Source organism: Rothia sp. HMSC065C12 (genome assembly GCF_001812085.1).
GTDB classification, from domain to species: Bacteria; Actinomycetota; Actinomycetes; order Actinomycetales; family Micrococcaceae; genus Rothia; species Rothia mucilaginosa.
This window is the reverse complement of the sequence record NZ_KV807678.1, coordinates 405,760-428,531: the sequence shown is the minus strand read 5'-3', so window position 1 is coordinate 428,531 and position 22,772 is coordinate 405,760. Positions and strand designations below refer to the sequence as shown.

General features: G+C 60.0%; 16 protein-coding genes. 12 read left to right on the top strand and 4 right to left on the bottom strand.

Annotated elements, in window-relative coordinates; genetic code table 11:
- Positions 1-74 precede the first annotated feature (74 nt).
- The 3 genes from HMPREF2836_RS06045 to HMPREF2836_RS06035 form a co-directional block, all read right to left on the bottom strand.
- Positions 75-644: an excalibur calcium-binding domain-containing protein gene (locus HMPREF2836_RS06045; RefSeq protein ID WP_070629846.1), complete on the bottom strand. Its 570-nt coding sequence runs from the start codon at positions 642-644 to the stop codon at positions 75-77.
- Positions 645-899: 255 nt separating this feature from the next.
- Positions 900-1,640, bottom strand: coding sequence for a DsbA family oxidoreductase (locus HMPREF2836_RS06040; RefSeq protein WP_070629845.1), 741 nt, complete (start codon positions 1,638-1,640; stop codon positions 900-902).
- 227 nt (positions 1,641-1,867) lie between these two features.
- Positions 1,868-2,977 carry a polysaccharide deacetylase family protein gene (locus tag HMPREF2836_RS06035; RefSeq protein WP_070629844.1) on the bottom strand — a complete coding sequence of 370 codons (1,110 nt, stop codon included), beginning with the start codon at positions 2,975-2,977 and terminating at the stop codon, positions 1,868-1,870.
- A 177-nt stretch (positions 2,978-3,154) separates the two neighbouring features.
- Here HMPREF2836_RS06035 and HMPREF2836_RS06030 point away from each other — a divergent pair, with 177 nt between their 5' ends.
- The 10 genes from HMPREF2836_RS06030 (at position 3,155) to HMPREF2836_RS05985 (ending at position 18,747) form a co-directional block, all read left to right on the top strand.
- A complete protein-coding gene (locus HMPREF2836_RS06030; protein WP_070629843.1) occupies positions 3,155-4,264 on the top strand; it encodes an App1 family protein in 1,110 nt (369 codons plus the stop codon).
- Between the two features lie 774 nt (positions 4,265-5,038).
- Positions 5,039-5,263, top strand: coding sequence for a glutaredoxin-like protein NrdH (nrdH, locus tag HMPREF2836_RS06025; protein WP_005505794.1), 225 nt, complete (start codon positions 5,039-5,041; stop codon positions 5,261-5,263).
- Positions 5,264-5,338: 75 nt separating this feature from the next.
- Entirely contained in the window at positions 5,339-5,869 is a 531-nt protein-coding gene (gene nrdI / locus HMPREF2836_RS06020) for a class Ib ribonucleoside-diphosphate reductase assembly flavoprotein NrdI (protein ID WP_049354719.1), read from the top strand.
- On the top strand, positions 5,842-8,022 hold the full coding sequence (gene nrdE / locus HMPREF2836_RS06015; protein WP_070629842.1) for a class 1b ribonucleoside-diphosphate reductase subunit alpha: 2,181 nt from the start codon (positions 5,842-5,844) through the stop codon (positions 8,020-8,022). The genes nrdI and nrdE overlap by 28 nt, the downstream gene beginning before the upstream one ends.
- Before the next feature lie 147 nt (positions 8,023-8,169).
- On the top strand, positions 8,170-9,147 hold the full coding sequence (gene nrdF / locus HMPREF2836_RS06010) for a class 1b ribonucleoside-diphosphate reductase subunit beta (protein ID WP_005508801.1): 978 nt from the start codon (positions 8,170-8,172) through the stop codon (positions 9,145-9,147).
- A 314-nt stretch (positions 9,148-9,461) separates the two neighbouring features.
- Positions 9,462-10,505 carry a zinc-dependent alcohol dehydrogenase family protein gene (locus HMPREF2836_RS06005; protein WP_070629841.1) on the top strand — a complete coding sequence of 348 codons (1,044 nt, stop codon included), beginning with the start codon at positions 9,462-9,464 and terminating at the stop codon, positions 10,503-10,505.
- A 231-nt stretch (positions 10,506-10,736) separates the two neighbouring features.
- Positions 10,737-12,449: a formate--tetrahydrofolate ligase gene (locus tag HMPREF2836_RS06000; protein WP_070629840.1), complete on the top strand. Its 1,713-nt coding sequence runs from the start codon at positions 10,737-10,739 to the stop codon at positions 12,447-12,449.
- 1,298 nt (positions 12,450-13,747) lie between these two features.
- Positions 13,748-14,521: an MBL fold metallo-hydrolase gene (locus HMPREF2836_RS05995; RefSeq protein ID WP_070629839.1), complete on the top strand. Its 774-nt coding sequence runs from the start codon at positions 13,748-13,750 to the stop codon at positions 14,519-14,521.
- Positions 14,522-14,661: 140 nt separating this feature from the next.
- Complete coding sequence (gene uvrA / locus HMPREF2836_RS05990; protein WP_070629838.1) at positions 14,662-17,550, top strand: excinuclease ABC subunit UvrA; 2,889 nt, start codon at positions 14,662-14,664, stop codon at positions 17,548-17,550.
- Between the two features lie 45 nt (positions 17,551-17,595).
- Positions 17,596-18,747 carry a GNAT family N-acetyltransferase gene (locus HMPREF2836_RS05985; protein WP_070629837.1) on the top strand — a complete coding sequence of 384 codons (1,152 nt, stop codon included), beginning with the start codon at positions 17,596-17,598 and terminating at the stop codon, positions 18,745-18,747.
- Between the two features lie 130 nt (positions 18,748-18,877).
- On the opposite strand, the gene HMPREF2836_RS05980 is transcribed toward HMPREF2836_RS05985, so the two are convergent.
- A complete protein-coding gene (locus HMPREF2836_RS05980) occupies positions 18,878-20,359 on the bottom strand; it encodes a glycoside hydrolase family 1 protein (RefSeq protein WP_070629862.1) in 1,482 nt (493 codons plus the stop codon).
- 142 nt (positions 20,360-20,501) lie between these two features.
- On the opposite strand from HMPREF2836_RS05980, the gene HMPREF2836_RS05975 reads away from it, so the two are divergent.
- Both HMPREF2836_RS05975 and HMPREF2836_RS05970 read left to right on the top strand, forming a co-directional pair.
- The gene (locus HMPREF2836_RS05975; RefSeq protein ID WP_070629836.1) at positions 20,502-21,200 is read left to right on the top strand and encodes a lipoate--protein ligase family protein; all 699 of its coding nucleotides are present in this window, start codon (positions 20,502-20,504) and stop codon (positions 21,198-21,200) included.
- A gap of 69 nt (positions 21,201-21,269) precedes the next feature.
- Complete coding sequence (locus tag HMPREF2836_RS05970) at positions 21,270-22,160, top strand: fumarylacetoacetate hydrolase family protein (RefSeq protein WP_070629835.1); 891 nt, start codon at positions 21,270-21,272, stop codon at positions 22,158-22,160.
- Positions 22,161-22,772: the final 612 nt, after the last annotated feature.

Sequence of the window (22,772 nt, the reverse complement as noted above, 5' to 3'; positions counted from 1 at the left end):
TTTAATGCGTCCAAGTTTCGGGGCGCAGTTCAGAAATAGTACGAGGGGGCTTCGCTATAAGGGCAGACGGAAGCCTAGCGCTTCTTCTTCGGCTCGCACGCCACACCGTCACCGTCTTTATCTAGACCCGGGCGGTAACCCGGCTCGCCACGATGCAGGGGCGCCGCACCAGCCGCACGAGCATCAGCGCATGTTTCGTAGTAAACACTCGACCGCGCAGGAGCCTGCTGAACCGGCTGCGCGGGAGCTTGCTGAGCGGGAGCCTCAGCCGCCGGCGCCTGCTGGACGGGCGCCTCCGTAGCTACCGGCGCCTGCTGAACAGGCTCAGCCTGTTGCGCGGGAGCCGCAGAAACCGGAGCCGCCGGCGCCTCCGCGGAAGGTGCCTGCACGGGCGCCTCAGTAGTCGGAACCGGAGACGGGGTTACCGTCGGGGTAGGAGACTCCGAAGGAGTCGCAGACGCACTCGGCGTCGGAGAAGAACTAGGAGTAGCTGAAACCGAAGGGCTAGCAGAAACAGACGTCGACGATGACGCAGAAGGCACAGGCTTCGGAGCGCGAACAGACGAAGAGCAACCAGTCAGCAGCAGAGCACCCGCAAGAGCACCCGCAAGAACACCAGCGGTCGCGGTGTGAATTTTCAACACAATATTCCTTTATAAAGTGAGTGGATAAGCGTGTTCACCGTAGAACACACACTCAAGTGTAAATGAAAACGGCCCCATCCGCAGGTAGTATTGAGCCCCCAAAAATTTCTCACAAGGGAAGATGTAGCGTGCGGGCATAGCAAAGCCCCCTCGTACTGGAAATAGTACGAGGGGGCTTCGCTATATCTGAGGCTGCATTAGCCGGGGCTCTAGGGGAGTAGCGCCCCGCCGGGGCAGCTCTCGCCAGGGCCGCCGCTAGGAGCAGTTGCCGTTCATATCGCAGGACGGACCCGCCTCCGCATCGCCGTCACCCGCAGCGTCACCAGCCGCGCCCGCCAGCGGGTTCAAAAACTCTACACGGTGAGTCTCCTCCCACACCTGACGCAGCGCCTGCACCAGCATTTCCGCAGGCTGCGCACCACTGACCGCCCACTTCGACTCAATCAAGAAGAACGGCACACCATTAATGCCCAGCTGGCGCGCCAACTGCTCATCAGCACGCACATCCGCCGCGTAACGGTCGCTCTTCAACACCGCCTCAACCTCAGCAGTATCCAGGCCAATCTCAGAAGCAATATCCAGAATCGACTCGTGATCCTGCACCGAACGGCCCTGCGTAAAGTACGCCAACTTAAACGCCTCCTCCGCCGCCGATGCCAAACCCTGCTCCGCCGCATAATGAATCACACGGTGCGCATCAAACGTGTTACCGTAACGCGCCTGACGCCAATTGAAATCCAAACCCACCTCGCGGGCACGCTCCGCCAACGACTCCTGGCTCGCAATCGCCTGATCCAACGACATCTGATACTTACCGGCAATCAGCTCAGGCAGCGAACCGGCAGGATGCTCCGTAGCCGACGGGTCCAGCTCAAAACTATGCCACACCACCTCAACCTCGTCACGGTGCTCAAACTCGGCGAGCGCCTGCTCCAGGTTACGCTTGCCCACGTAGCAGAAGGGGCACACAATATCGGACCAAATATCAATACGCATGTTATCTATTCCTCTCATACTCGGATGCGGCACACTGCCGCCTGTATGCTCGCCTAACGCCCCGGTTGCCGTGTTTATTCCCGGCTATTTCCAGCGTTAGTCCCCAGCGTTTATTCCCGCCGGGTACGGCAAAGCCCCCTCGCGCCGGTTCGTACAGAATCTTCTGCACAGGAATATCCGTACAGGAACCGGGTCAAGGGGGCTTAGCACACGCGAAATACGCGACCCTATCGGCGGGCAGCCGCCGGTGCGGTAGTGGCAGTAGCCGCAGGTGCGGCGGTCGCACGAGCCGGCGGAGCCGTAGTGGTTGCCGCCGCAGGTGCAGTCGTAGCCTGCTGGGTAGCCGCTACCTCATCCTCATAGCGGGTAGTCGGCGCCTGAGTCGGAGCCTCAGTAGTCGGCTCCGGGGTAGGGGCCGGCGCCTCCGTAGTCGCCTCGGGGGAGGGGGTGTTCTCCTCCGGGGTGGGGGTCGGCGAAGGAGCCGCCGCCTTAATCTCTTCCTCGGATGCGTCACCGTAGTAGTCACGAATCGTCACCGCAGTCAGGCCGCGGTCATCGAGCAGGCCCTTTACCTTATCCAGAATCGGGATGATCGTCTCGTAGTTCAGGTGACCCAGCACAATCTGCTGCGGCAACATGTAGCGGATGCAACGCATGTAAATCACGCGGGAGCTGGTCTTCGCCTCGTCACCGGTAGTGCCGTTCCACATGACCGGGCGGGTAAAACCAATCTCACCGGCAGCCTTCAGTACCGCATCGTTGTAGCGGCCGTAGGGCGGGCGGAAGTACGGCTTCGACGAGACACCGAACATGCTCATAATCTCGTCTTCGTTACGCTGCAGCTCTTCCTTCACACCCTCAGCATCCAGGGTGGTCAGGTCAGCGTGGTTGTACGTGTGGTTCGCAACCTGAATCTGGCCGCTCTGAACCAGCGGACGCAGCAACGACACATGCTCCTTAAAACCGGTGTAAGAAGCGTTAATGAAGAACGTCAGGCGAGTATTCGTACGCTTCGAGAACTCAGCGTAGCCGCGAATCGCCTCCGGGCTTGCGCCGTCATCAACAGTCCACGCAACATACTTGCCGTCACCAACGAGGGAGTTGCCGATGCCGGGCCATTCGCGCGGCTTATCAACCGGGTTGCCAGCAGCGGCAACCGTCGGCGAATTCGTCGGTGCGGGGCGAGTAGCAGCAGAGGTCTCGCCGCCAGCCTGATACGGAGTGAAATTACCGCTGGTGCCGTCGTAGTCATTCGACGTCTTCGAGCAGGCAGCAATCAGCGGAAGCATAGCAGTGCCGAGCACAAAAAGTCGGCGGTTAGGCTGTGAGTGGGTCATACTCTCCAGGATAACGCCCCCACCTGCAAGGAACGAATCTGAACAGCGAATACACCCTAAATAATGTGCACATCACACCCCGCGCTCAGCACCACAGTATTAATAGGTATAAAAACTAGGTATAAGAACACAAAATCCTAAAGCCGCAAGCCGGTAACGCTCCGCTACACTAGTGGGATGGAGAATTTGGGCACTCACGAACTGCGCAACCTTGTGAACGATGCTGCCGACGAGGCAGTCAACATCGGCTACCGTGTTGCAGACCGGCTGCACAGGTGGCGCGAAAAACGCGCCATCGCCGCCGGTCGCGAGCCTATTCTCGTGCCCACCGAAGGCTACGGCCGCGCCGCCTCCGACGGTAACCCCGGCTGGGTCCGCATCATCGCCCGCGCACTCTACAAGACGGTCAACCTCGAACGCCTGCTGCAGGTCGTAGAAGGCACCCAAGACACCGCCAACCCCATGCGCGGCTGGCGCTCCTTCACCGCCACCGCAATGTCCGATGCACCCGTCACCATCGTTATCGACGGCACCAAGTATGAGGCGTACACCGACCGCGGCGGCGTGCTCGATGTCAAACTCAGCATCGATCTGGACCCCGGCATGCACGAAGTCATCATGTACGTGCCCGGCTCCCGCGCCGTAGCAACCAGCGTCTACATCGTTCCCGAAAGCCAGAAGCTCGGCGTCATCATGGACGTCGACGACACCGTCATGGTCACCATGCTGCCGCGCCCCCTCGTCGCTGCCTGGAACTCCTTCATTCTCGACGAGCACGCACGCATCCCCACCCCCGGCATGGCGGTCATGACTGACCGTATCCGCCGCAGCCACCCGGATGCGCCGTTCATGTACCTGTCCACCGGCGCCTGGAACATCACCCCGACCCTGCGCCGCTTCCTCAGCCGCAACGGCTACCCGCGCGGCACGTTCCTGCTCACCGACTGGGGCCCCACCCCCGACCGCTGGTTCCGCTCCGGAACCAACCATAAGGTCGAGTCCCTGCGCCGCCTCGCCGAGGAATTCCCGCAGATGAAGTGGATCCTCGTCGGCGACGACGGGCAGCGCGACCCGTACATCTACAACGGCTTCGCGGTACGCTACCCGGACAACGTGGCGGCAATCGTCATCCGCAACCTGACCGTGGGGGAGACCATGCTCGCCTCCGGCCGCGTGTGGAGCGACTACCGCGCCGAACAGATGATGCGCTCGCCGCTGTGGATTGAAGCCACCGATGGCGTAACGCTCAGCAAGAAGCTGCGCGAGCTGGGCCTGATCGATTTCTAGCCGGTTACTGCTCACCGGTTGCTAAAACCAGCATGGATACCCAGTAAACCCACCGCAAATACCGCGAAATGCCGGTATATGCGGTGGGTTTTGGTGTTTCAGCGGAATTAACCAACTTAAACCCACGACACACCGGCTGCTGAAAAAGAGTTAAAAATCTTTTCTACAGCCTTAATCACATAGCTTAAACCCGCTCGAAGGGGGTTAACCCCCGCCTTTAAGAAAGTCCGTTCTGCTTTAAAACCGCGCCGTTCCGCGCAAGAACGGGTGAGAGCGGAAATCTCTTTAAAATCAAGCCCGAATCTGCCGGGTTTTATGCCCCCAAACGCATACATGAGGTTAACTGAACCTCAACTCAGCGGGCGAATGAACCCTTAAAAATCCTGACCAACTTAAACCCCACCTGTGGATAACCCGGCACACCCCGCGAAAATACGGCGAACTAGCCCCGCGGCAGGGTGTGGATAAGCTGTAGACACCCCCTCTTAAGTGGGTTCAACTGTGGGTTTATCGAACGAAACACGACCCTCGCACCACATCATCTTGTGGTGCAGAAAAATCTCGACACTAGATGTAGTATTAATACTCGGTTCCACCACTACGGCACTTTTAGGCGCCCTGCCCCAGCGCAGGAAACCACCACACCCCACTAGGAGGGGGCAGCGGACGGCACAGCGCCCGCCGTAAACAACACGTGGCGAACCACCGACGAAACACGCCAGATTCATTCACGAGATAGCCCCGCCCGAGCGGGAGAAAGTAAGAGGCACTCCCATGGTAGTGACCGTGTACACCAAGCCCCAGTGCGTCCAGTGCAACATGACCTACCGCGCCCTCGACGCGAAGGGTATCAGCTACACCAAGGTTGATATCACCGAAGACGCTCAGGCCCTCGAAATGGTCAAGTCCCTCGGCTACATGCAGGCACCCGTCGTCATTGCAGGCGACGAGCACTGGTCCGGCTTCCAGCCCGACAAGATCAACGCTCTGGCAGCGTAACAACCCTGCCGAAACCCGTACAAACGGAAAATCGGCACGGAACTCACACCGGCACACGAGAATAAGGAGTACAGATTGAGTACCGCCCTCACGCCCAACCCCGTCGACGAGCACGCAGAAATCCGGAAGATTCTTATGGATGCACGCAACGCCTCCGAGGGTCGAGCGACCGAGGTCGAACTGGACGACACGGCGCCACTCATCGTGTACTTCTCCTCCATCTCCGGTAACACCCACAAGTTCGTGGAGAAGATCCGTGCCCGCCGCCTCCGCCTGCCGCTGCGCACCGGCGAGGACACCCTCATTCTTGATGAGCCGTTCGTGCTCATCGTCCCCACCTACGGCAAGCCTGATGGCGCCGGTAACGTTCCCCCGCAGGTGGTTAAATTCCTGAACGTGGAGCAGAATCGCCACCACATACTCGGTGTGATTGGCTCCGGCAACACCAACTTTGGTCCGCTCTTCGGTATCGCGGCAGACATTGTCGCCAAGAAGTGCGATGTGCCCGTGCTCTTCAAATTTGAGCTCATGGGCACCGATTCAGATGTAGAAAAAGTCAACGAAGGATTGGAAGCATTTTGGACGCAAAACTGCCCTCAGCACTAGAAACTCTCGGTGCGAGCCACAGCGGCAAGAGCGTGCCCGAGAAGTTCAAGGGTATGAGCTACCACGAGCTGAACGCACTGCTGAACCTCTACGATGAGAACGGCCAGATTCAGTTCGATGCAGACCGTCAGGCTGCACGTCAGTACTTCCTGCAGCACGTCAACAACAACACCGTCTTCTTCCACGACCTGGAAGAGAAGATCGAGTACCTGATCGAGAACCAGTACTACGAGCCGGAACTCTTCGACAAGTACAACTTCCAGTTCATCAAGAACCTGTTCAAGCGCGCCTACGCCGTGAAGTTCCGCTTCCCGACCTTCCTGGGTGCCTTCAAGTTCTACACCTCCTACGCGCTCAAGACCTTCGACGGTCAGCGCTACCTGGAGCGTTTTGAAGACCGCGTCTGCATGGTCGCACTGCTACTGGCAGAAGGCAACGAGAAGCTCGCCGAAGACATCGTCGACGAGATCATCTCCGGCCGTTTCCAGCCGGCAACCCCGACCTTCCTCAACGCAGGTAAGAAGCAGCGCGGCGAGCTCGTCTCCTGCTTCCTGCTGCGCATGGAAGACAACATGGAGTCCATCGGCCGCTCCATCAACTCTGCACTGCAGCTCTCCAAGCGCGGCGGCGGCGTGGCATTCGCCCTGACCAACCTGCGCGAATCCGGTGCGCCCATTAAGAAGATTGAGAACCAGTCCTCGGGCGTTATCCCCGTCATGAAGCTGCTGGAAGACGCCTTCTCCTACGCAAACCAGCTCGGCGCACGTCAGGGTGCCGGTGCCGTGTACCTGCACGCACACCACCCCGACATCTACGCCTTCCTGGACACCAAGCGTGAGAACGCTGACGAGAAGATCCGCATCAAGACCCTCTCCCTGGGCGTTGTCATCCCCGACATCACCTTCGAGCTGGCGAAGAAGAACGAGGACATGTACCTCTTCTCCCCGTACGATGTGGAACGCATCTACGGCGTGCCCTTCTCCGACATCAACGTCTCCGAGAAGTACTACGAGATGGTCGACGATGCACGCATCACCAAGACCAAGATTAACGCGCGTGAGTTCTTCCAGACCATCGCAGAGATCCAGTTCGAGTCCGGCTACCCGTACGTGATGTTCGAAGACACCGTCAACCGCGCGAACCCCATCGCCGGTAAGGTCATCATGTCCAACCTGTGCTCCGAGATCCTGCAGGTTTCTGAGCCGTCCACCTACCACGCTGACCTCGGCTACGAGACCGTCGGTAAGGACATCTCCTGCAACCTCGGTTCGCTGAACATTGCACTGACCATGGACGGCGACGACTTCGGCAAGACCGTGGAAACCGCGATTCGTTCGCTGACCTCCGTCTCCGACCAGTCCGACATCCGCTCCGTACCCTCCATCGAGCGCGGCAACAACATGAGCCACGCCGTGGGTCTGGGCCAGATGAACCTGCACGGCTACCTGGCACGCGAGCACGTCTACTACGGTTCCGAAGAAGCACTGGACTTCACCAACATGTACTTCTACACCGTCGCCTACCACGCAATCCGCGCCTCCATGCAGATTGCTAAGGAACGCGGCCAGCGTTTCGAGGGCTTCGAGAACTCGAAGTACGCATCCGGTGAGTTCTTCGCCAAGTACATTGAGAAGGAATGGGCACCGCAGACCGAGCGTACCCGCGAACTGTTCGCTAAGCACCACATCCCCACCCGTGAAGAGTGGATTCAGCTGGCTGCTGACGTGGCACAGTACGGCATGTACAACCAGAACCTGCAGGCCGTTCCTCCGACCGGCTCGATTTCCTACATCAACGGTTCGACCTCTTCGATTCACCCGATCGCTTCGAAGATTGAGATCCGCAAGGAAGGCAAGCTCGGCCGCGTCTACTACCCGGCACCGTACATGACCAACGAGAACCTGGAGTACTACCAGGACTCCTACGAAATTGGTTACGAGAAGATCATCGACACCTACGCTGTGGCAACCCAGCACGTGGACCAGGGCCTGTCGCTGACCCTCTTCTTCCGCGATACCGCAACCACCCGCGATATCAACCGCGCCCAGATTTACGCATGGCGTAAGGGCATCAAGACCATCTACTACATCCGTCTGCGTCAGATGGCTCTTGAGGGTACCGAGGTTGAAGGCTGCGTATCCTGCATGCTCTAGCCCGAATGCTGTGACGCATTCAGCCTGAGCTGGCACACTATAACTAAAGACTGGAAGGGGCGGTTACGGTAAACACGCAAACCGCCTGCGCGACTGGCTGGCCGCGCGTGGGACCGTAACCGCCCCTTAAGAATTGGAGAATTACTAATGAGCGAAAAGGTGAAGCTCGTCGACCACGTGGTCGAGGCTATCAACTGGAACCGTATTGAGGACGAGAAGGACCTTGAGGTTTGGGATCGTCTGACCGGTAACTTCTGGCTGCCGGAAAAGGTGCCGCTGAGCAACGACGTGCCCTCCTGGAAGACTCTGACCGAGGAAGAGAAGCAGCTGACCATGCGCGTCTTCACCGGTCTGACCCTGCTGGACACCATCCAGGGTACTGTCGGTGCTGTGTCCCTGCTGCCGGACGCTGTGACCGCGCACGAAGAGGCCGTGTACACCAACATTGCGTTCATGGAGTCCGTGCACGCAAAGTCGTACTCCTCAATCTTCTCGACCCTCGCCTCCACTAAGGAGATTGACGAGGCGTTCCGCTGGGCTGCTGAGAATGAGCACCTGCAGAAGAAGGCGAAGATTGTTCTGTCCTACTACACCGGTGACGACCCGCTGAAGAAGAAGGTCGCCTCCACTCTGCTGGAGTCCTTCCTGTTCTACTCGGGCTTCTACCTGCCCATGTACTGGTCTTCGCACGCGAAGCTGACCAACACCGCTGACCTGATTCGTCTGATTATTCGTGACGAGGCAGTGCACGGCTACTACATTGGCTACAAGTTCCAGCGTGGCCTGGCGAAGGAGTCCGCGGAGCGTCAGGCAGAGCTGAAGGAGTACACCTTCAACCTGCTGTACGAACTGTACGAGAACGAGGTGGCGTACACCCACTCCCTGTATGACGGTGTGGGTTGGAGTGAGGACGTTAAGAAGTTCCTGCACTACAACGCTAACAAGGCTCTGATGAACCTGGGCTACGAGCCGATGTTCCCGGCGACCGTGACTAACGTGTCCCCGGCGATCCTGTCGGCGCTGTCCCCGAACGCTGATGAGAACCACGACTTCTTCTCCGGTTCCGGCTCCTCCTACGTCATTGGTAAGGCCGTGAACACCGAAGACGAGGACTGGGACTTCTAAGCACCCTTTCTTGCCTTTAGTTATGAGGCTGAGATAAACCGAGCGGAACCCCCGCGTGTCCACTGTGGATGCGCGGGGGGTTCCGCCGTTTAACCGGGCTATTTAGCGTGCCGGGATGCCCAGGATTCCCCGGTTTAACCTGGCACGGAAGCGCTCGGGAATCGGGGGAGTAGGAGCGGTTTTTCTGGTTCCTTTCGGGTTCCGGTTGTCGGGATTTTTACCTTCACCCCGTAGCATAAAAAATTATTGATATATCGGGGTGCGGGGCGTACTCTGATACGACTAACTATCAACGCAGATTTGAAAGGAACATCATGCGTTCAGTTGTTATGGAAGCCCCCGGCAAGGTCGTCGTCAACGAAGTCGACAAGCCGACCCTCCTCGAACCCACCGACGCCATCATCAAGCTCGCAGCATCCTGCATCTGCGGCTCCGACCTATGGCCCTACCGCGGCGCACAGCCCGTCGACCACCGAGCCATGGGCCACGAATACATTGGCGAGGTCGTAGAGGTCGGCTCCGAGGTCACCACCGTAGCCCCCGGCGACTTCGTCGTAGGCTCCTTCTGCATCTCCTGCGGCGAGTGCGAAACCTGCACCGCAGGCTACCCCTCCCGCTGCCTCAAGGCAATCGCAGCAGGCGACGCCTTCATCGGCATGCGCTCTAACGGCACCCAGGCAGAGTACGCCCGCGTGCCCTTCGCAGACGGCACCCTCGTCAAGACCCCCGCAGCCCCCACCGAAGAGCAGATCCCGCACCTGATGGCGGCATCTGACGTGCTCGGCACCGGCTGGTACGCAGCAGACGCAGCGCAGGCAGGCCCCGGCAAGACCATCGTCGTTGTTGGTGACGGCGCAGTCGGCCTGAGCGCAGTCATCGGCGCTAAGCAGCTCGGCGCGGAGAAGATTATCATCATGTCCCGCAACCCCGAACGTCAGGCGCTCGCTAAGGAATTCGGCGCAACCCACATCGTGGAAGAGCGCGGCGAAGAGGGTATCGCCAAGGTTCTGGAACTCACCGACGGCGTGGGCGCACACGGCGTTGCGGAGGCTGTTGGCTCCCAGCAGTCCTTCGACCAGGCACTCGGCTGCGTACGCCACGGCGGCTACATCGGCTTCGTGGGCGTGCCGCACGACAGCGCCATCGGCACCGATAAGCTCTTCGACAAGCAGGTTCACCTGGAGGGCGGCCCCGCCCCCGTGCGCAAGTACCTGCCGACCCTTATCGACCTGATTTACAAGGGTGAAATTGAGCCCGGTAAGGTGTTCGACCTGGTTCTGCCCATCGACGAGGCAGCTAAGGGTTACGAGGCAATGGACCAGCGTACCGCCACCAAGGTTCTGCTGACCATGCCGTAATAGCCGCTCGTATCGCCGGTTCTTGTGCCTTCTTGTATCGGCAACCCGGCGTGTATGCGCTACTAATCCCCGCACCGATCCTGCCGCTCCACGTGAGCGTAGGGTGCCGGTTGCGGGGATTAGTGCATTAAAAATTGGGTTTATTTGCCACCTTTCGGCGAGGTGAGGGACAAATGAGTGAGCCAAGGCATAGAATAAAAGAGCATGATTCGTACAACTCGAAGGATGACAATGACGAAGAAGCCTTTCCCTTCCGACCTCGAAATCGCACTTGCCGCCGATCTTTGGCCTATTAATAAGATCGCAGCGGACAACGGCATCAGCGAAGATCGCCTTGAACCCTACGGCAAGTATGTCGCTAAGGTCCTCCTCGACGAAACCACCAACGCAGAGACCGCCCGCAAGCGCGGCTCCAAGTACATCGTGGTTACCGCAGTCACCCCCACCCCACTCGGTGAAGGTAAGACCGCAACCTCCGTCTCCCTCGCACAGGGCTTCGCCCAGACCGGCCGCAAGGCAATCCTGGCTCTGCGCCAGCCCGCAATGGGCCCGACCTTCGGCATCAAGGGCGGTGCAGCAGGCGGCGGCTACTCTCAGATTGTTCCCATGGAGAAGCTGAACCTGCACCTGACTGGCGACTTCCACGCCGTCACCGCAGCGCACAACCTGCTTGCCGCCATGATTGACAACCACCTGCACCACGGCAACGAGCTGCGCATCGACCCGCGCGCAATCGAGTGGCGCCGCGTTATCGACATGAACGACCGCTCCCTGCGCAACATCGTCGTGGGCCTGGGCGAACGCATGGACGGCGTGGTCCGCGAGACCGGTTTCGACATCACCAGCGCCTCCGAAATCATGGTGATTCTCTCGCTGGCAACCTCCTTCAAGGACCTGCGCGAGCGCCTGGCAAAGATTGTGATCGGCCTGAACTACGACGGCGAGCCCGTCACCGCAGCCGACCTGAAGGCTGACGGCGCAATGTCCGTCATCCTGGCAGACGCAATCAACCCGAACCTGCTGCAGACCCTGGAGCACACCCCCGCACTGATTCACGCGGGCCCCTTCGGCAACATCGCAACCGGTAACTCCTCCGTGGTCGCCGACTACGTTGGTCTGGAGTACTCCGACTACGTGATTACCGAGGCTGGTTTCGGTGCCGATATGGGTGCGGAGCGTTTCTTCAACGTCAAGTGCCGCGTCTCCGGCCTGAAGCCGGACGCAGCAGTGCTCGTCGTAACCGTGCGCTCCCTGAAGTCCCACTCCGGCCTGTACAAGATCGTTCCGGGCAAGCCCCTGCCCGAAGGCATGCTGCAGGAAAGCCCCTCCGACGTGGAGAAGGGCGCAGAGAACCTGAAGAAGCACATCGAGATTGTGCGCAACTTCGGTGTTCAGCCGGTCGTGGCAATCAACGCCTTCCCGACCGACTTCGAGTCCGAGCACGAGACCATCCGCCGTATCGCTGAGGAAGCTGACGCTCGCGTCGCTATCCACCGCGGTGTGGCTGAGGGTGGTAAGGGCACCACCGACCTGGCAGACGTGGTTGCTGAGGCATGTGACGACGTTTCGGATCTGAAGTACACCTACGATCTTGAGGACTCCATCGAGACCAAGATTGAGAAGGTTGCGACCAAGGTCTACGGCGCGGACGGCATTTCGATTGCTCCCGCTGCCGCTAAGCAGCTGAAGCGTTTCGCTGAGCTGGGCTACTCGCACCTGCCCGTGGTTATCGCGAAGACCCATCTGTCCATCTCTTCGGATGCAACTCTGAAGGGCGCACCGACCGGCTGGACCCTGCCCGTGCGCGAGGTTCGCCTGGCTGCAGGTGCCGGTTACGTCTACGCTATCTGCGGCACCATGCGCACCATGCCGGGCCTGAGCAAGAGCCCCGCAGCTGAGCGCATCGGCTTCGACGAGAACGGCGTGATGGTCGGCCTGTCCTAAAGCGGCTGTTCCAGCTGATTTATAGCTAGTGGAGGCGGCGCTCCTTCCCCACAGCGGGGGAGAGGCGCCGCCTTTGCTGTGCCCTATGGTGCTTTTGTAGAGTGCTCTGCCCCAGATACATGGAAGCACGAGGGGCGAATACGAGGTGCGCAACGCTTGAGGGCGAGGGAGCTCTTGAAAACAGAGTGAAACCAGACTGCAACCAAGCTGAAACCTGGCTACAACCAGACTGCAACCAGGGGGAGTGAAGGATCCTGAAACCCCTGGTGGAGGGGTCTTTCAACCTTTCATTGAGGCTTCTAGGGCGCCTGTTTTGAGGGCGGAATTGGTACGTGCTGGTTAATAATTGGGCTCTATTTGTGCTTGAAGGTCAGGTTTTATTAAACAATCTATAGAGGTTGATTTTTTAGTGACACACTGTCTTGCATTTTGTGAAAATACGGTATTGACTAGGTATTTTGCTTTTTGAAAGGGGTTTTAATGGGTGCACTCAGTGAATCTGAAAGTGGGGCTGATGTTATTGTTTTGTAATAAAACCTCTACTTTAGGGGGTACCTACAGGGGTAAAACAGACCAATTGATTTTGCCCTCGCGCGAATAATTGTGCAGATTTTGAACGGTGAGCAGTACATTTTTTCCTGCTCATGAAGTTGCAAGTACTTGAAGATACTTTCACCTTAACCCTCTACTTCCGCAGAATACCGGGCTAAAACTGTGTATTGAACCTTTGGGATTGCCGAGTGTGGAGCTTAAGTTAAAGGTGCACCGAAGTGCCAAAAGAGGGAAATTCTAAAATTATTTTGGGTGAAATAAGTCACGCTAAAACTCGAAAAAAATGAAATTGGTACGTATGGATACCCTAAAAAACACCTGTTTTTATTACAGAATGATTACAATGAGGCGCGGGTCACTAAATCCGGCTCTCCGTACCAAATTGGGTGGTAAAACAGCCCCCAAAAAGTTCGCTACTATTGAGTCATCAAGTAATCGTGAGATTTCCAAAGTCCTCGGGTTGCTTGTGTTTGAGTGAGTGATAGATACCCCTGGGTGTCATGAGAAGCGACTGTGTATCGATGCGCAGTCGCTTCTCTGTTTAACTTTTGAATTTCAGTGGAACCTCAGCCGGGCGGAATCCAGCCGGAACCTAATCCGTACCGAGCATGCTCCAGAATCTGTTCCCTGTGCATCCCGCACAAGCAACCCGTACATGTATCCCGCGCGTTCAACGCCGAATGCGCTGATAGGGGAGCGAACCGCATAGGCGCATGCTGTGCGGTCACAACCCCTACACTGGAACTATGACTACTTACCCCGAACCCACCCTCATCTTTGAGAACCCCGAACTGACCGTCCGTGCGTTCAGTGTCTCCGAGATGGACAATAGCGTCTACCTCATCACCATGCGCGCCACCGGCGAGCAGGTGCTCATCGACCCTGCAGACGATGCAGAAGAACTCTACGCATTCACTCTTGACGCGCTCCTGAACGACTGCCCGCAGCTCGAACTGGCAGACGGCGAAGAACGCCGCGTGCGCGTCATGGAGAAGGAAGAGGACTTCAACTCCATCAGGCCCCGCACTATTGGTCTGACCGGCATTCTGGTTACTCACGGCCACTGGGACCACATCCGCGCTATTAAGGAGCTCGACCACCTCACCGGCGCCGTGACCTCCGCGGGTGCAGCTGACGCTGCTGAGATTAAGGAACTGGAAGACTACATCGTCGAAGAAGAGCTGACCGGCGGCGAAAGCTTCGACTTCTACCTCTCCGACACCGTCATCCGCGCCCTGCACGTGCCCGGCCACACCCCCGGATCCATCGTCTACACCCTCGAAACCACCTGGGAAGACGGCACCCCCGCAACCCTGCTGTTCACCGGCGACGCCCTCTTCCCCGGCGGCGTGGGCAAGACCGATTCCCCGCAGCAGTTCGGTGAGCTCTTCTCCAACGTGCTCGAAAAACTCTTCGGAGGCTTCGAAGACGACGCCATCGTACTGCCCGGCCACGGCCGCTCTACCACCCTCGGCGACGAGCGCCCCCACCTGGAAGAGTGGGGAACCCGCGGCTGGTAGGCCGCACTTGATGAATTGCGCCTCCTAGTCCACCTCATATAAGTACTGCACCCTCATGCCTTCACCCGCCGCATAATCCCGCTGGTGAAAGGCGTGAGGGTGTAGAATTTAAGTTCGAAGATAAGACGAAAGGATTTTCGATGACACCCCGCCCGGCACACGGTAGCACCGCACTCAAAGCGAACGATCTGACCAGCATCCGGGTTCAGGGTGCCCGCGAAAACAACCTCAAGAACGTAGACCTCACCATTCCGCGTGATGCGATGGTCGTCTTCACCGGCCTCTCCGGCTCCGGTAAGTCCTCCCTCGCCTTCGACACCATCTTCGCGGAAGGCCAGCGCCGCTACGTTGAGTCGCTGTCCTCCTACGCGCGCATGTTCCTCGGACAGGTCGACAAGCCCGACGTAGACTTCATCGAGGGCCTATCCCCGGCGGTGTCTATCGACCAGAAATCCACCTCCAAGAACCCGCGCTCAACCGTCGGTACCATCACCGAAATCTACGACTACATGCGTCTGCTCTGGGCACGCATCGGTCACCCGCACTGCCCCGAATGCGGCGAAGAAATCACCCAGCAGACCCCGCAGCAGATTGTGGACATTCTGCAGGAGTACCCCGAACGCACCCGCCTGCAGATCCTTGCGCCCGTCGTCAGCGCACGTAAGGGCGAATTCGTGGACCTCTTCAAGGACCTGCTCACCCAGGGCTACTCGCGTGCCCGCGTGGACGGCGAAACCGTGCAGCTCTCCGACCCGCCCAAGCTCGCCAAGCAGTACAAGCACACCATCGAGGTGGTCGTCGACCGCATCGTCATTAAGGACGGTATTCACCAGCGCCTGACCGACTCCATCGAAACAGCGCTCAAGCTCGCTGACGGCCGCGTACTCATCGACTTCGTGGACCGCGAGCAGGACGACCCCGAACGCACCCGCTCCTTCAGCGAAAACCTCGCCTGCCCCAACAACCACCCGCTGCAGATCGACACCATCGAGCCGCGCGCCTTCTCCTTCAACTCGCCGTTCGGCGCATGTAGCGCCTGCGACGGCATCGGCTCGCGCCTGGAAGTAGACACCGAGCTGCTCGTACCCAACCCCGACCTGACCCTCGGCGAGGGCGCTATCGCCCCCTGGTCGCAGGGCAAAGCAACCACTGAATACTGGCTGCGCCTGCTCGCAGGCCTGGGGGAGGAGCTCGGCTTCGACCTGAACACCCCCTTCAAGGACCTGCCCGCCAAGACCCGCGCCGCCATCCTGGACGGCAAGGACTACAAGGTTGAGGTCTCCTACCGCAACCGATTCGGCCGCGAACGCCGCTACACCTCCGGATTCGAAGGTGTGAAGGCGTACATCAAGCGCAAACACGAAGAAACCGAATCGGACTTTGCCCGCGACCGCTACGAACAGTACATGCGCCAGGTCGCCTGCCCCTCCTGCGGTGGCGCGCGCCTGAACCCGACCATCCTCGGCGTGAAGGTTGGCGGCCAGTCCATCGCAGACATCACCGACATGTCCCTGGCTAACGCGCTCGCCTTCGTGCGCGGCCTGCAGCTCAGCGCCCGCGAAGCCAAGATTGGCGAGCAGGTCCTCAAGGAAATTGACGCGCGCCTGCAGTTCCTGCTGGATGTGGGCCTGGACTACCTGACCCTCTCACGCTCCGCCGGTACGCTCTCCGGCGGTGAGGCGCAGCGCATCCGCCTCGCAACCCAGATTGGTTCCGGCCTGGTCGGCGTGCTCTACGTGCTCGATGAGCCCTCCATCGGTCTGCACCAGCGCGATAACCGCCGCCTCATCGAAACCCTGACTAAGCTGCGCGACATGGGCAACACGCTCATTGTGGTTGAGCATGACGAAGACACCATGCGCGAAGCCGACTGGATCGTGGACGTAGGACCCGGCGCCGGCGAGCACGGCGGCGAAATCGTACACTCCGGCAGCTTTGAGGAGCTGCTGAAGAACACCAAGTCCATTACCGGCGACTACATGGCTGGCCGCCGCAGCATTGAGGTGCCCGCATCCCGCCGCCCCGTGGACAAGGAACGTCAGCTGATCGTGCGCGGCGCCCGCGAAAACAACCTCAAGAACGTGACTGTGTCCTTCCCGTTGGGCGTGTTCACCGCGGTGACCGGTGTGTCCGGCTCGGGTAAATCGACCCTCGTCAACGACATTCTGTATACCTCCCTGGCGAACAAGCTCAATGGCGCCAAGCAGGTACCCGGTCGCCACAAGAGCATCGACGGGCTGGAACACCTGGACAAGGTCATTCACGTGGACCAGTCGCCCATCGGTCGTACCCCGCGCTCGAACCCCGCCACCTACACCGGCGTGTTCGACCACATCCGCAAGCTGTTTGCAGAGACCAGCGAAGCGAAAATGCGCGGCTACACCCCGGGTCGATTCTCCTTCAACGTCAAGGGCGGCCGCTGCGAGGACTGCTCCGGCGACGGCACCCTGAAGATTGAAATGAACTTCCTGCCGGACGTGTACGTGCCCTGCGAAACCTGCCACGGCAAGCGCTACAACCGCGAAACCCTCGAAGTGCATTACAAGGGCAAGACCATCGCCGACGTACTCGAAATGCCCGTGGAAGAAGCCGCAGAGTTCTTCGCTGCGTTCACCCCGATTGCGCGCCACCTGAACACCCTCGTGGACGTGGGCCTGGGCTACATTCGCCTGGGCCAGCCCGCAACCACCCTCTCCGGCGGTGAAGCGCAGCGCGTGAAGCTCGCAACCGAACTGCAGAAGCGCTCCAACGGCCGCTCCATCTACGTGCTGGACGAGCCGACCACCGGCCTGCACTTTGAAGACATCCGCAAGCTGCTCGCCGTGCTGCAATCGCTGGTGGACAAGGGCAATAGCGTCATCACCATCGAGCACAACCTGGACGTGGTCAAGTGCGCCGACTGGATTATCGACATGGGCCCCGAAGGCGGTAGCGGCGGCGGCACCGTCATCGCCGAAGGAACCCCGGAACAGGTGGCTCAGGTGAAGGGCTCGCACACCGGCGCGTTCCTTGCTGAAATCCTGAGCTAGCCGAGATTCTGAACTAGTCAAAAATTTGCCCTAGAGGAAACCTACGTGACTGATACTCAAGGAACCGAACCCACGCGGGGAGCTCAGGCAACCCGTGGCGCTGTGAACCGTGGTGCCGTGAACCGTGGCGCTGTGACCACCGCGGACCGTGCGCGGCACATCCTGCACACCCAGCTGGAGTCGGACTTCTGCCAGGCACCCGGCTCGATTAGCCGCGCCCTCGAAGAGCTACGCGACTACCCGGAAGCCGAGAGCCTGCCGCTACTCGCCACCGTGCAGCCGCCCTCCGAGAAGATGGGTGCCGCACGCCGCCGCAACGACGACATTTGGGAGTTGCGCGTCGCCAACTACGCGAGCGTCGGCATTCTCTGCGCCAAACATCCGCGCGTGCTGGACAAGGCCATCGACTACATGCTCGGCGACCAGTCGAACTGGCTCGGCGACTACGCGCAGCTGCGCCAACTCAACGAACTGCTCACCCCCTACACCCAGCAGGTCAGCGGCACGAGCATCTACTACACGCCCGGCCGCGCCCTGCTGAACTCGGTCGTACCCGAGGGCGTGCAGGCGCAGGAGGTCAAGTGTGCCGTGCCCGGTGTAGGTATGATGCGCCGCGTTGACCCCGCCGAGCTAAAGGCTGCGTTGCTTGCCGAAATCACGGGCGAGCGCACCATCCGCAGGGAGGCGAACGCCTCCGCGGGTGCGCTTGAGGTTGACCCGCAGGACACGCAGGCACGCGTAACCCACCTGCGCGTGGAGCTGCTGGACGCTGAACAGTTTGAGCGCTTCCGCGGGGATAAGCGCTACTCGAACGCGTTGGGCTTTAGCGTGACCCGCCCGGATGTGCTGGTGCTCGCCGCATACCCGGTGGACGAGAACGCATCTAAGGCACCTGATGCACCCGCGGCGGGGGAGAGCGCCGCGCTCGTAGACCCTATCGCTATGGTTGGCCTGAGTGACGATTCGCCGATTATGCGCCAGATTGGCATTGATGTGCTGCCTGCCTGGCGTGGTGCCGGCATTGCGAGCGCCCTGGTGCGAGATGCCGCACGCCTGACCCTGGCGGAAGGGTACCTGCCGTTCTACGGTACGAGCCCGTCGCACATGCTGTCGCAGAGGGTTGCGATGAATGCCGGGTTGGTGCCGACCTGGTGGGAGTACGTGTCCACCAGCCTGAATGACCTACCCATGGACTAGACGCTATATGCACAAGGCCCCCGAGAATCAGAGTCTCGGGGGCTTTTTGCTGCTGAGTTTCGCGTGTTAGCCGCGCGGGGTTCAGCGTCTAGGGTTGCCGCATAAGGAACAGCCTCTAGAGCCTTACCAGTTACAGCTCCGCGCCGTTGCTGGCAATCACCTCGCGGTACCAGTGGAAGGACTTCTTACGGTAGCGCGCCAGGGTGCCGGTGCCGTCGTCGTTGCGGTCCACGTAGATGAACCCGTAGCGCTTGGACATCTGCGCGGTGGAGGCGCTAATCATGTCGATGCAACCCCAGGTGGTGTAGCCGAGCACGTTCACGCCGTCCTCAATCGCCTCACGCACGGCGTGCAGATGCTGGCGCAGGTAGTCGATGCGGTAGTCATCCTCCACGGTGAGCTCGCCGTTCACCTCGACCAGTTCGTCGCGGGCGCCCAGGCCGTTCTCCACGATGAATAGCGGCTTCTGCCAGCGGTCCCAATACTGGTTGAGGACCACGCGCAGGCCGGTCGGGTCAATCTGCCAGCCCCATTCGCTGGCAGGTAGGGTCGGGTTCACCACGCCGCCGAGGATGTTGCCTTCGCCGCGTTCGCCTCGTGCCGGGTCGCCGGTTGCGCAGGTGGACATGTAGTAGCTGAACGACACGAAATCCACGGTGTTCTTCAGGTCCTTGCGGTCCTGCTCGGTGATGTTCAGCTCCACGCCCTTCTCACGCAGGGCACGCAGGAAGTAGCCGGGGTATGCGCCGCGCACGTGCACGTCACCGAACGCGAAGTTTGCCTGCTCCGTCTGCATGGCGGCGAGTACGTCGGCGGGGTCGGGGGTGAGCGGGTAGGTGGGCATGGCAAGAATCATGCAGCCGACCTGGGCGCCCGGTGCCAGTTCGCGTGCCGCAGCGGTGGCGCGGGCGGAGGCGACCAGCTCGTGGTGCATCGCCTGGTACAGGTCGGCGTCGCTGAGCTGATCCGCCGGGGTGTTAATGCCGCCGGACATGAACGGCAGGTGCAGCATGGAGTTGATTTCGTTGAAGGTCAGCCAGTACTTCACGCGCTTGCCGTAGCGGGCGAATACGGTGCGGGCGTAGCGTTCGTAGAAGCCGATGAGTTCGCGGCTGGTCCAGCCGTTGTACTGTTCGACCAGGTGCAGCGGGGTTTCGTAGTGGCTGAGGGTGATGAGCGGTTCCATGCCGTGCTTTTCGAGCTCGTCGAGCACGCGGTCGTAGAAGGCGAGGCCCGCCTCGTTCGGGGTTTCTTCGTCGCCGCGGGGGAAGATGCGCGACCAGGCGATGGAGAAACGGAAGACCTTGAAACCCATCTCCGCGAGCAGGGCGATGTCTTCGCGGTAGCGGTGGTAGAAGTCGATGCCTTCCAGCTTGAGGTTGTCCTCGGTGGGTTCTGCGGTGCGCGGATGCAGGCCGCCGGCGGGCAGCACATCCTGCAGGCTGGGGCCCTTGCCGTCTTCGTTCCAGGCGCCCTCGAACTGGTTGGCGGCGGTGGCGCCTCCGAAGAGGAAGCCGGCGGGGAACGCGCCGAGCGGCTGCGGCTCGGTCAGTGCCGGGTTGGAGTTGGGCAGAGGGGCGGTTTGGGCGGTGATGTGCTGGTCCTGATGCACGGCATCCTCCAAGGTGTTTTGGGGTTTTCTTCTACCCTAGCGGAGGGGGTGGGGGATTACTAGGTTTTAGCTACCCGGGTGGGCGTTTTCGCATTGTGGGGAGACGTAGGAGCTGTGGCGGGCGTAACCGTAAAATAGGAACGTGCAGATTATTCGAGAGACCGGCCCCGAATCCGGCGATATCCTCATTCACCACGACCAGACGGTGCAGATGCTCCGCGAGGTGGCAACCGGCAAGCGCGAAGCCACCTTGCGCATGTATCAGCCGAACCCGACGGTCGCGTTCGGCCGCCGTGACGAACTGAACCCCGGCTTCGCGGAGGCCTCCGCGGCGTGTACCGAGCACGGTTTCGAGGTGCTGGTGCGCAAGGTCGGCGGGCATGCCGCCGCCTACCATCAGGGGTGCCTGGTCGTGGACCATTTTCAGCCCGCCTCCGACGCCCGCAGCGGCAACACCCTACGCTACGAACTGTTCGGTTCCATGTACGCGCAGGCGCTCCGCGAGGTTGGCGTGGATGCGCGCATGGGCGAGATCCCGGGGGAGTACTGCCCCGGCGAGTATTCGGTGCACGCGCAGCTTCCCGCCTCCGCAGGTGGTGGCCGCATTAAACTGGTCGGCACTGCCCAGCGTGTGGTGACTGGCGGCTGGTGGTTCAGCACCGGCATCGTGGTCTCTGATTCTGCGCCGCTGCGGGCGGTCACCGCGGATGTGTACCGTGCCCTCGGCATGGACCTGGACCCCACCACGGTTGGCGCGGCGCAGGACGCAAACCCTGCCCTGCTCATGGAAGACCTGGAAGACGCCATCGTTGAGGTGTACGCCCAAAACGGTTTTCACTAGGTTGTTTTATTTCTGACTTTTACCCCTAACCCACCCCGAACTACCCCCACCTGAAGCGAAGGAGCATCCATGCGTTGGGCGCAGATTAAAGACTCGAAGGGCAGCCGCGCGGTCTGCTTCTTTGAAGAGACCGTGTACGAACTTCCGGCGAAGCTCAGCCCGCTACTGAATTTCTACAGCCGGTTCCGCCTGAACTTTGGCGACCCGAAGAACGCCGTGGCGATCCTGAAGGAGAACGGCGCGACCGTCATGGGCCACGGCGAGGAGTTGTGGAACTCCCTACCCTTTATTCGCCCGCTGGATAAGCCCGGCAAGATTGTGTGCGCCGGCCTGAACTACCGCGACCACGCCGCGGAAATGAACCTTGAGGTGCCCGAGTATCCGGCGCTGTTCGCAAAGTTCCCGAACGCGCTGATTGGCCCCGGCGAGCAGATCCGCATGCCCGCCGCCGACGGCACCGGCAGCACGAAGGTCGACTGGGAGGTTGAGCTGTGCCTGGTCGTGGGCGCTCGCCTGCGTAATGCCACGGAGGAGCAGGCGCTTGAGGCTCTGATGGGGTACGCGGTCATGAATGATGTGTCGGTGCGTGACTGGCAGGGTCGTTCCTCGGAGTGGTTCCAGGGTAAGAACTGGGATGCGATGACTCCGTTCGGTCCGGTGATTGTGAGCCCCGATGAGGTTGACCCGGTTGCCGGCCTGGAGCTGGTCTGTGAGGTGGACGGCGTGGTGCGTCAGCGCGGCACGACGGCGGATATGGTGTTTACCCCGGCGCAGCTGCTGTCCTATATTTCGCGGTTTATGACCCTGGAGCCGGGTGACCTGGTGGCGACGGGTACCCCGGCCGGGGTTGGTTTGTCGCTGCATCCGCGTCAGTGGTTGAAGCCGGGTCAGACGGTGCGCACCCGTATTGAGGGCATTGGTGAGTTGGTGAATGTCTGCTCGGAGGCGGGCGCGCTGTAGTTATCTGGTAGCTCTGTGAGCAACCGCTATTGAACCCACCTGAACCCACGGAGGCGGGTGCGGCACCTGCTGTTGGGTGCACCGCAAGGCACCCAAAAATGAATACTTATGCACCCCGCATGTGTTTGTAAGGCATATGCGGGGTGTTTCTATGCTTTTCTAAAACTCCCGGTGGGTGGTTTGGAATTCTTGGAATGTACAGTGAAGGGCGTACTGCGCGGGGGAGTGCGGTGCATGCATGGTTACACACTGTTAAACACACGCAAACTTTAAACTTTGACCTAAATTTTAGGGTTTTGGGTGGGTTTTGTGGGTCTATAGGGGGGAAACAAGGGGTGCTCCCCGGTGGTGATTGCGACTCGAAAACGGTCGATTGGGCTTACGGCAACCCCTGTTTCAGTGACTGAGACCATATCTACCTTTGGTGCGGAATCCCAAATTGTGGTCACGTGTGAGAAATTCAACAGACCGTTTTGGCGCGTCATTCCGGGAACTTTGAGGTTGAGGGTTTAGTTTCCCGTGCGCATTTTTCGTTTTTCTGAAGCTATACTCGCTTGACTAGGAGTAACGCTAAAACACTGCGGTGCAAATTCCGAAAACCTGAACATCTAT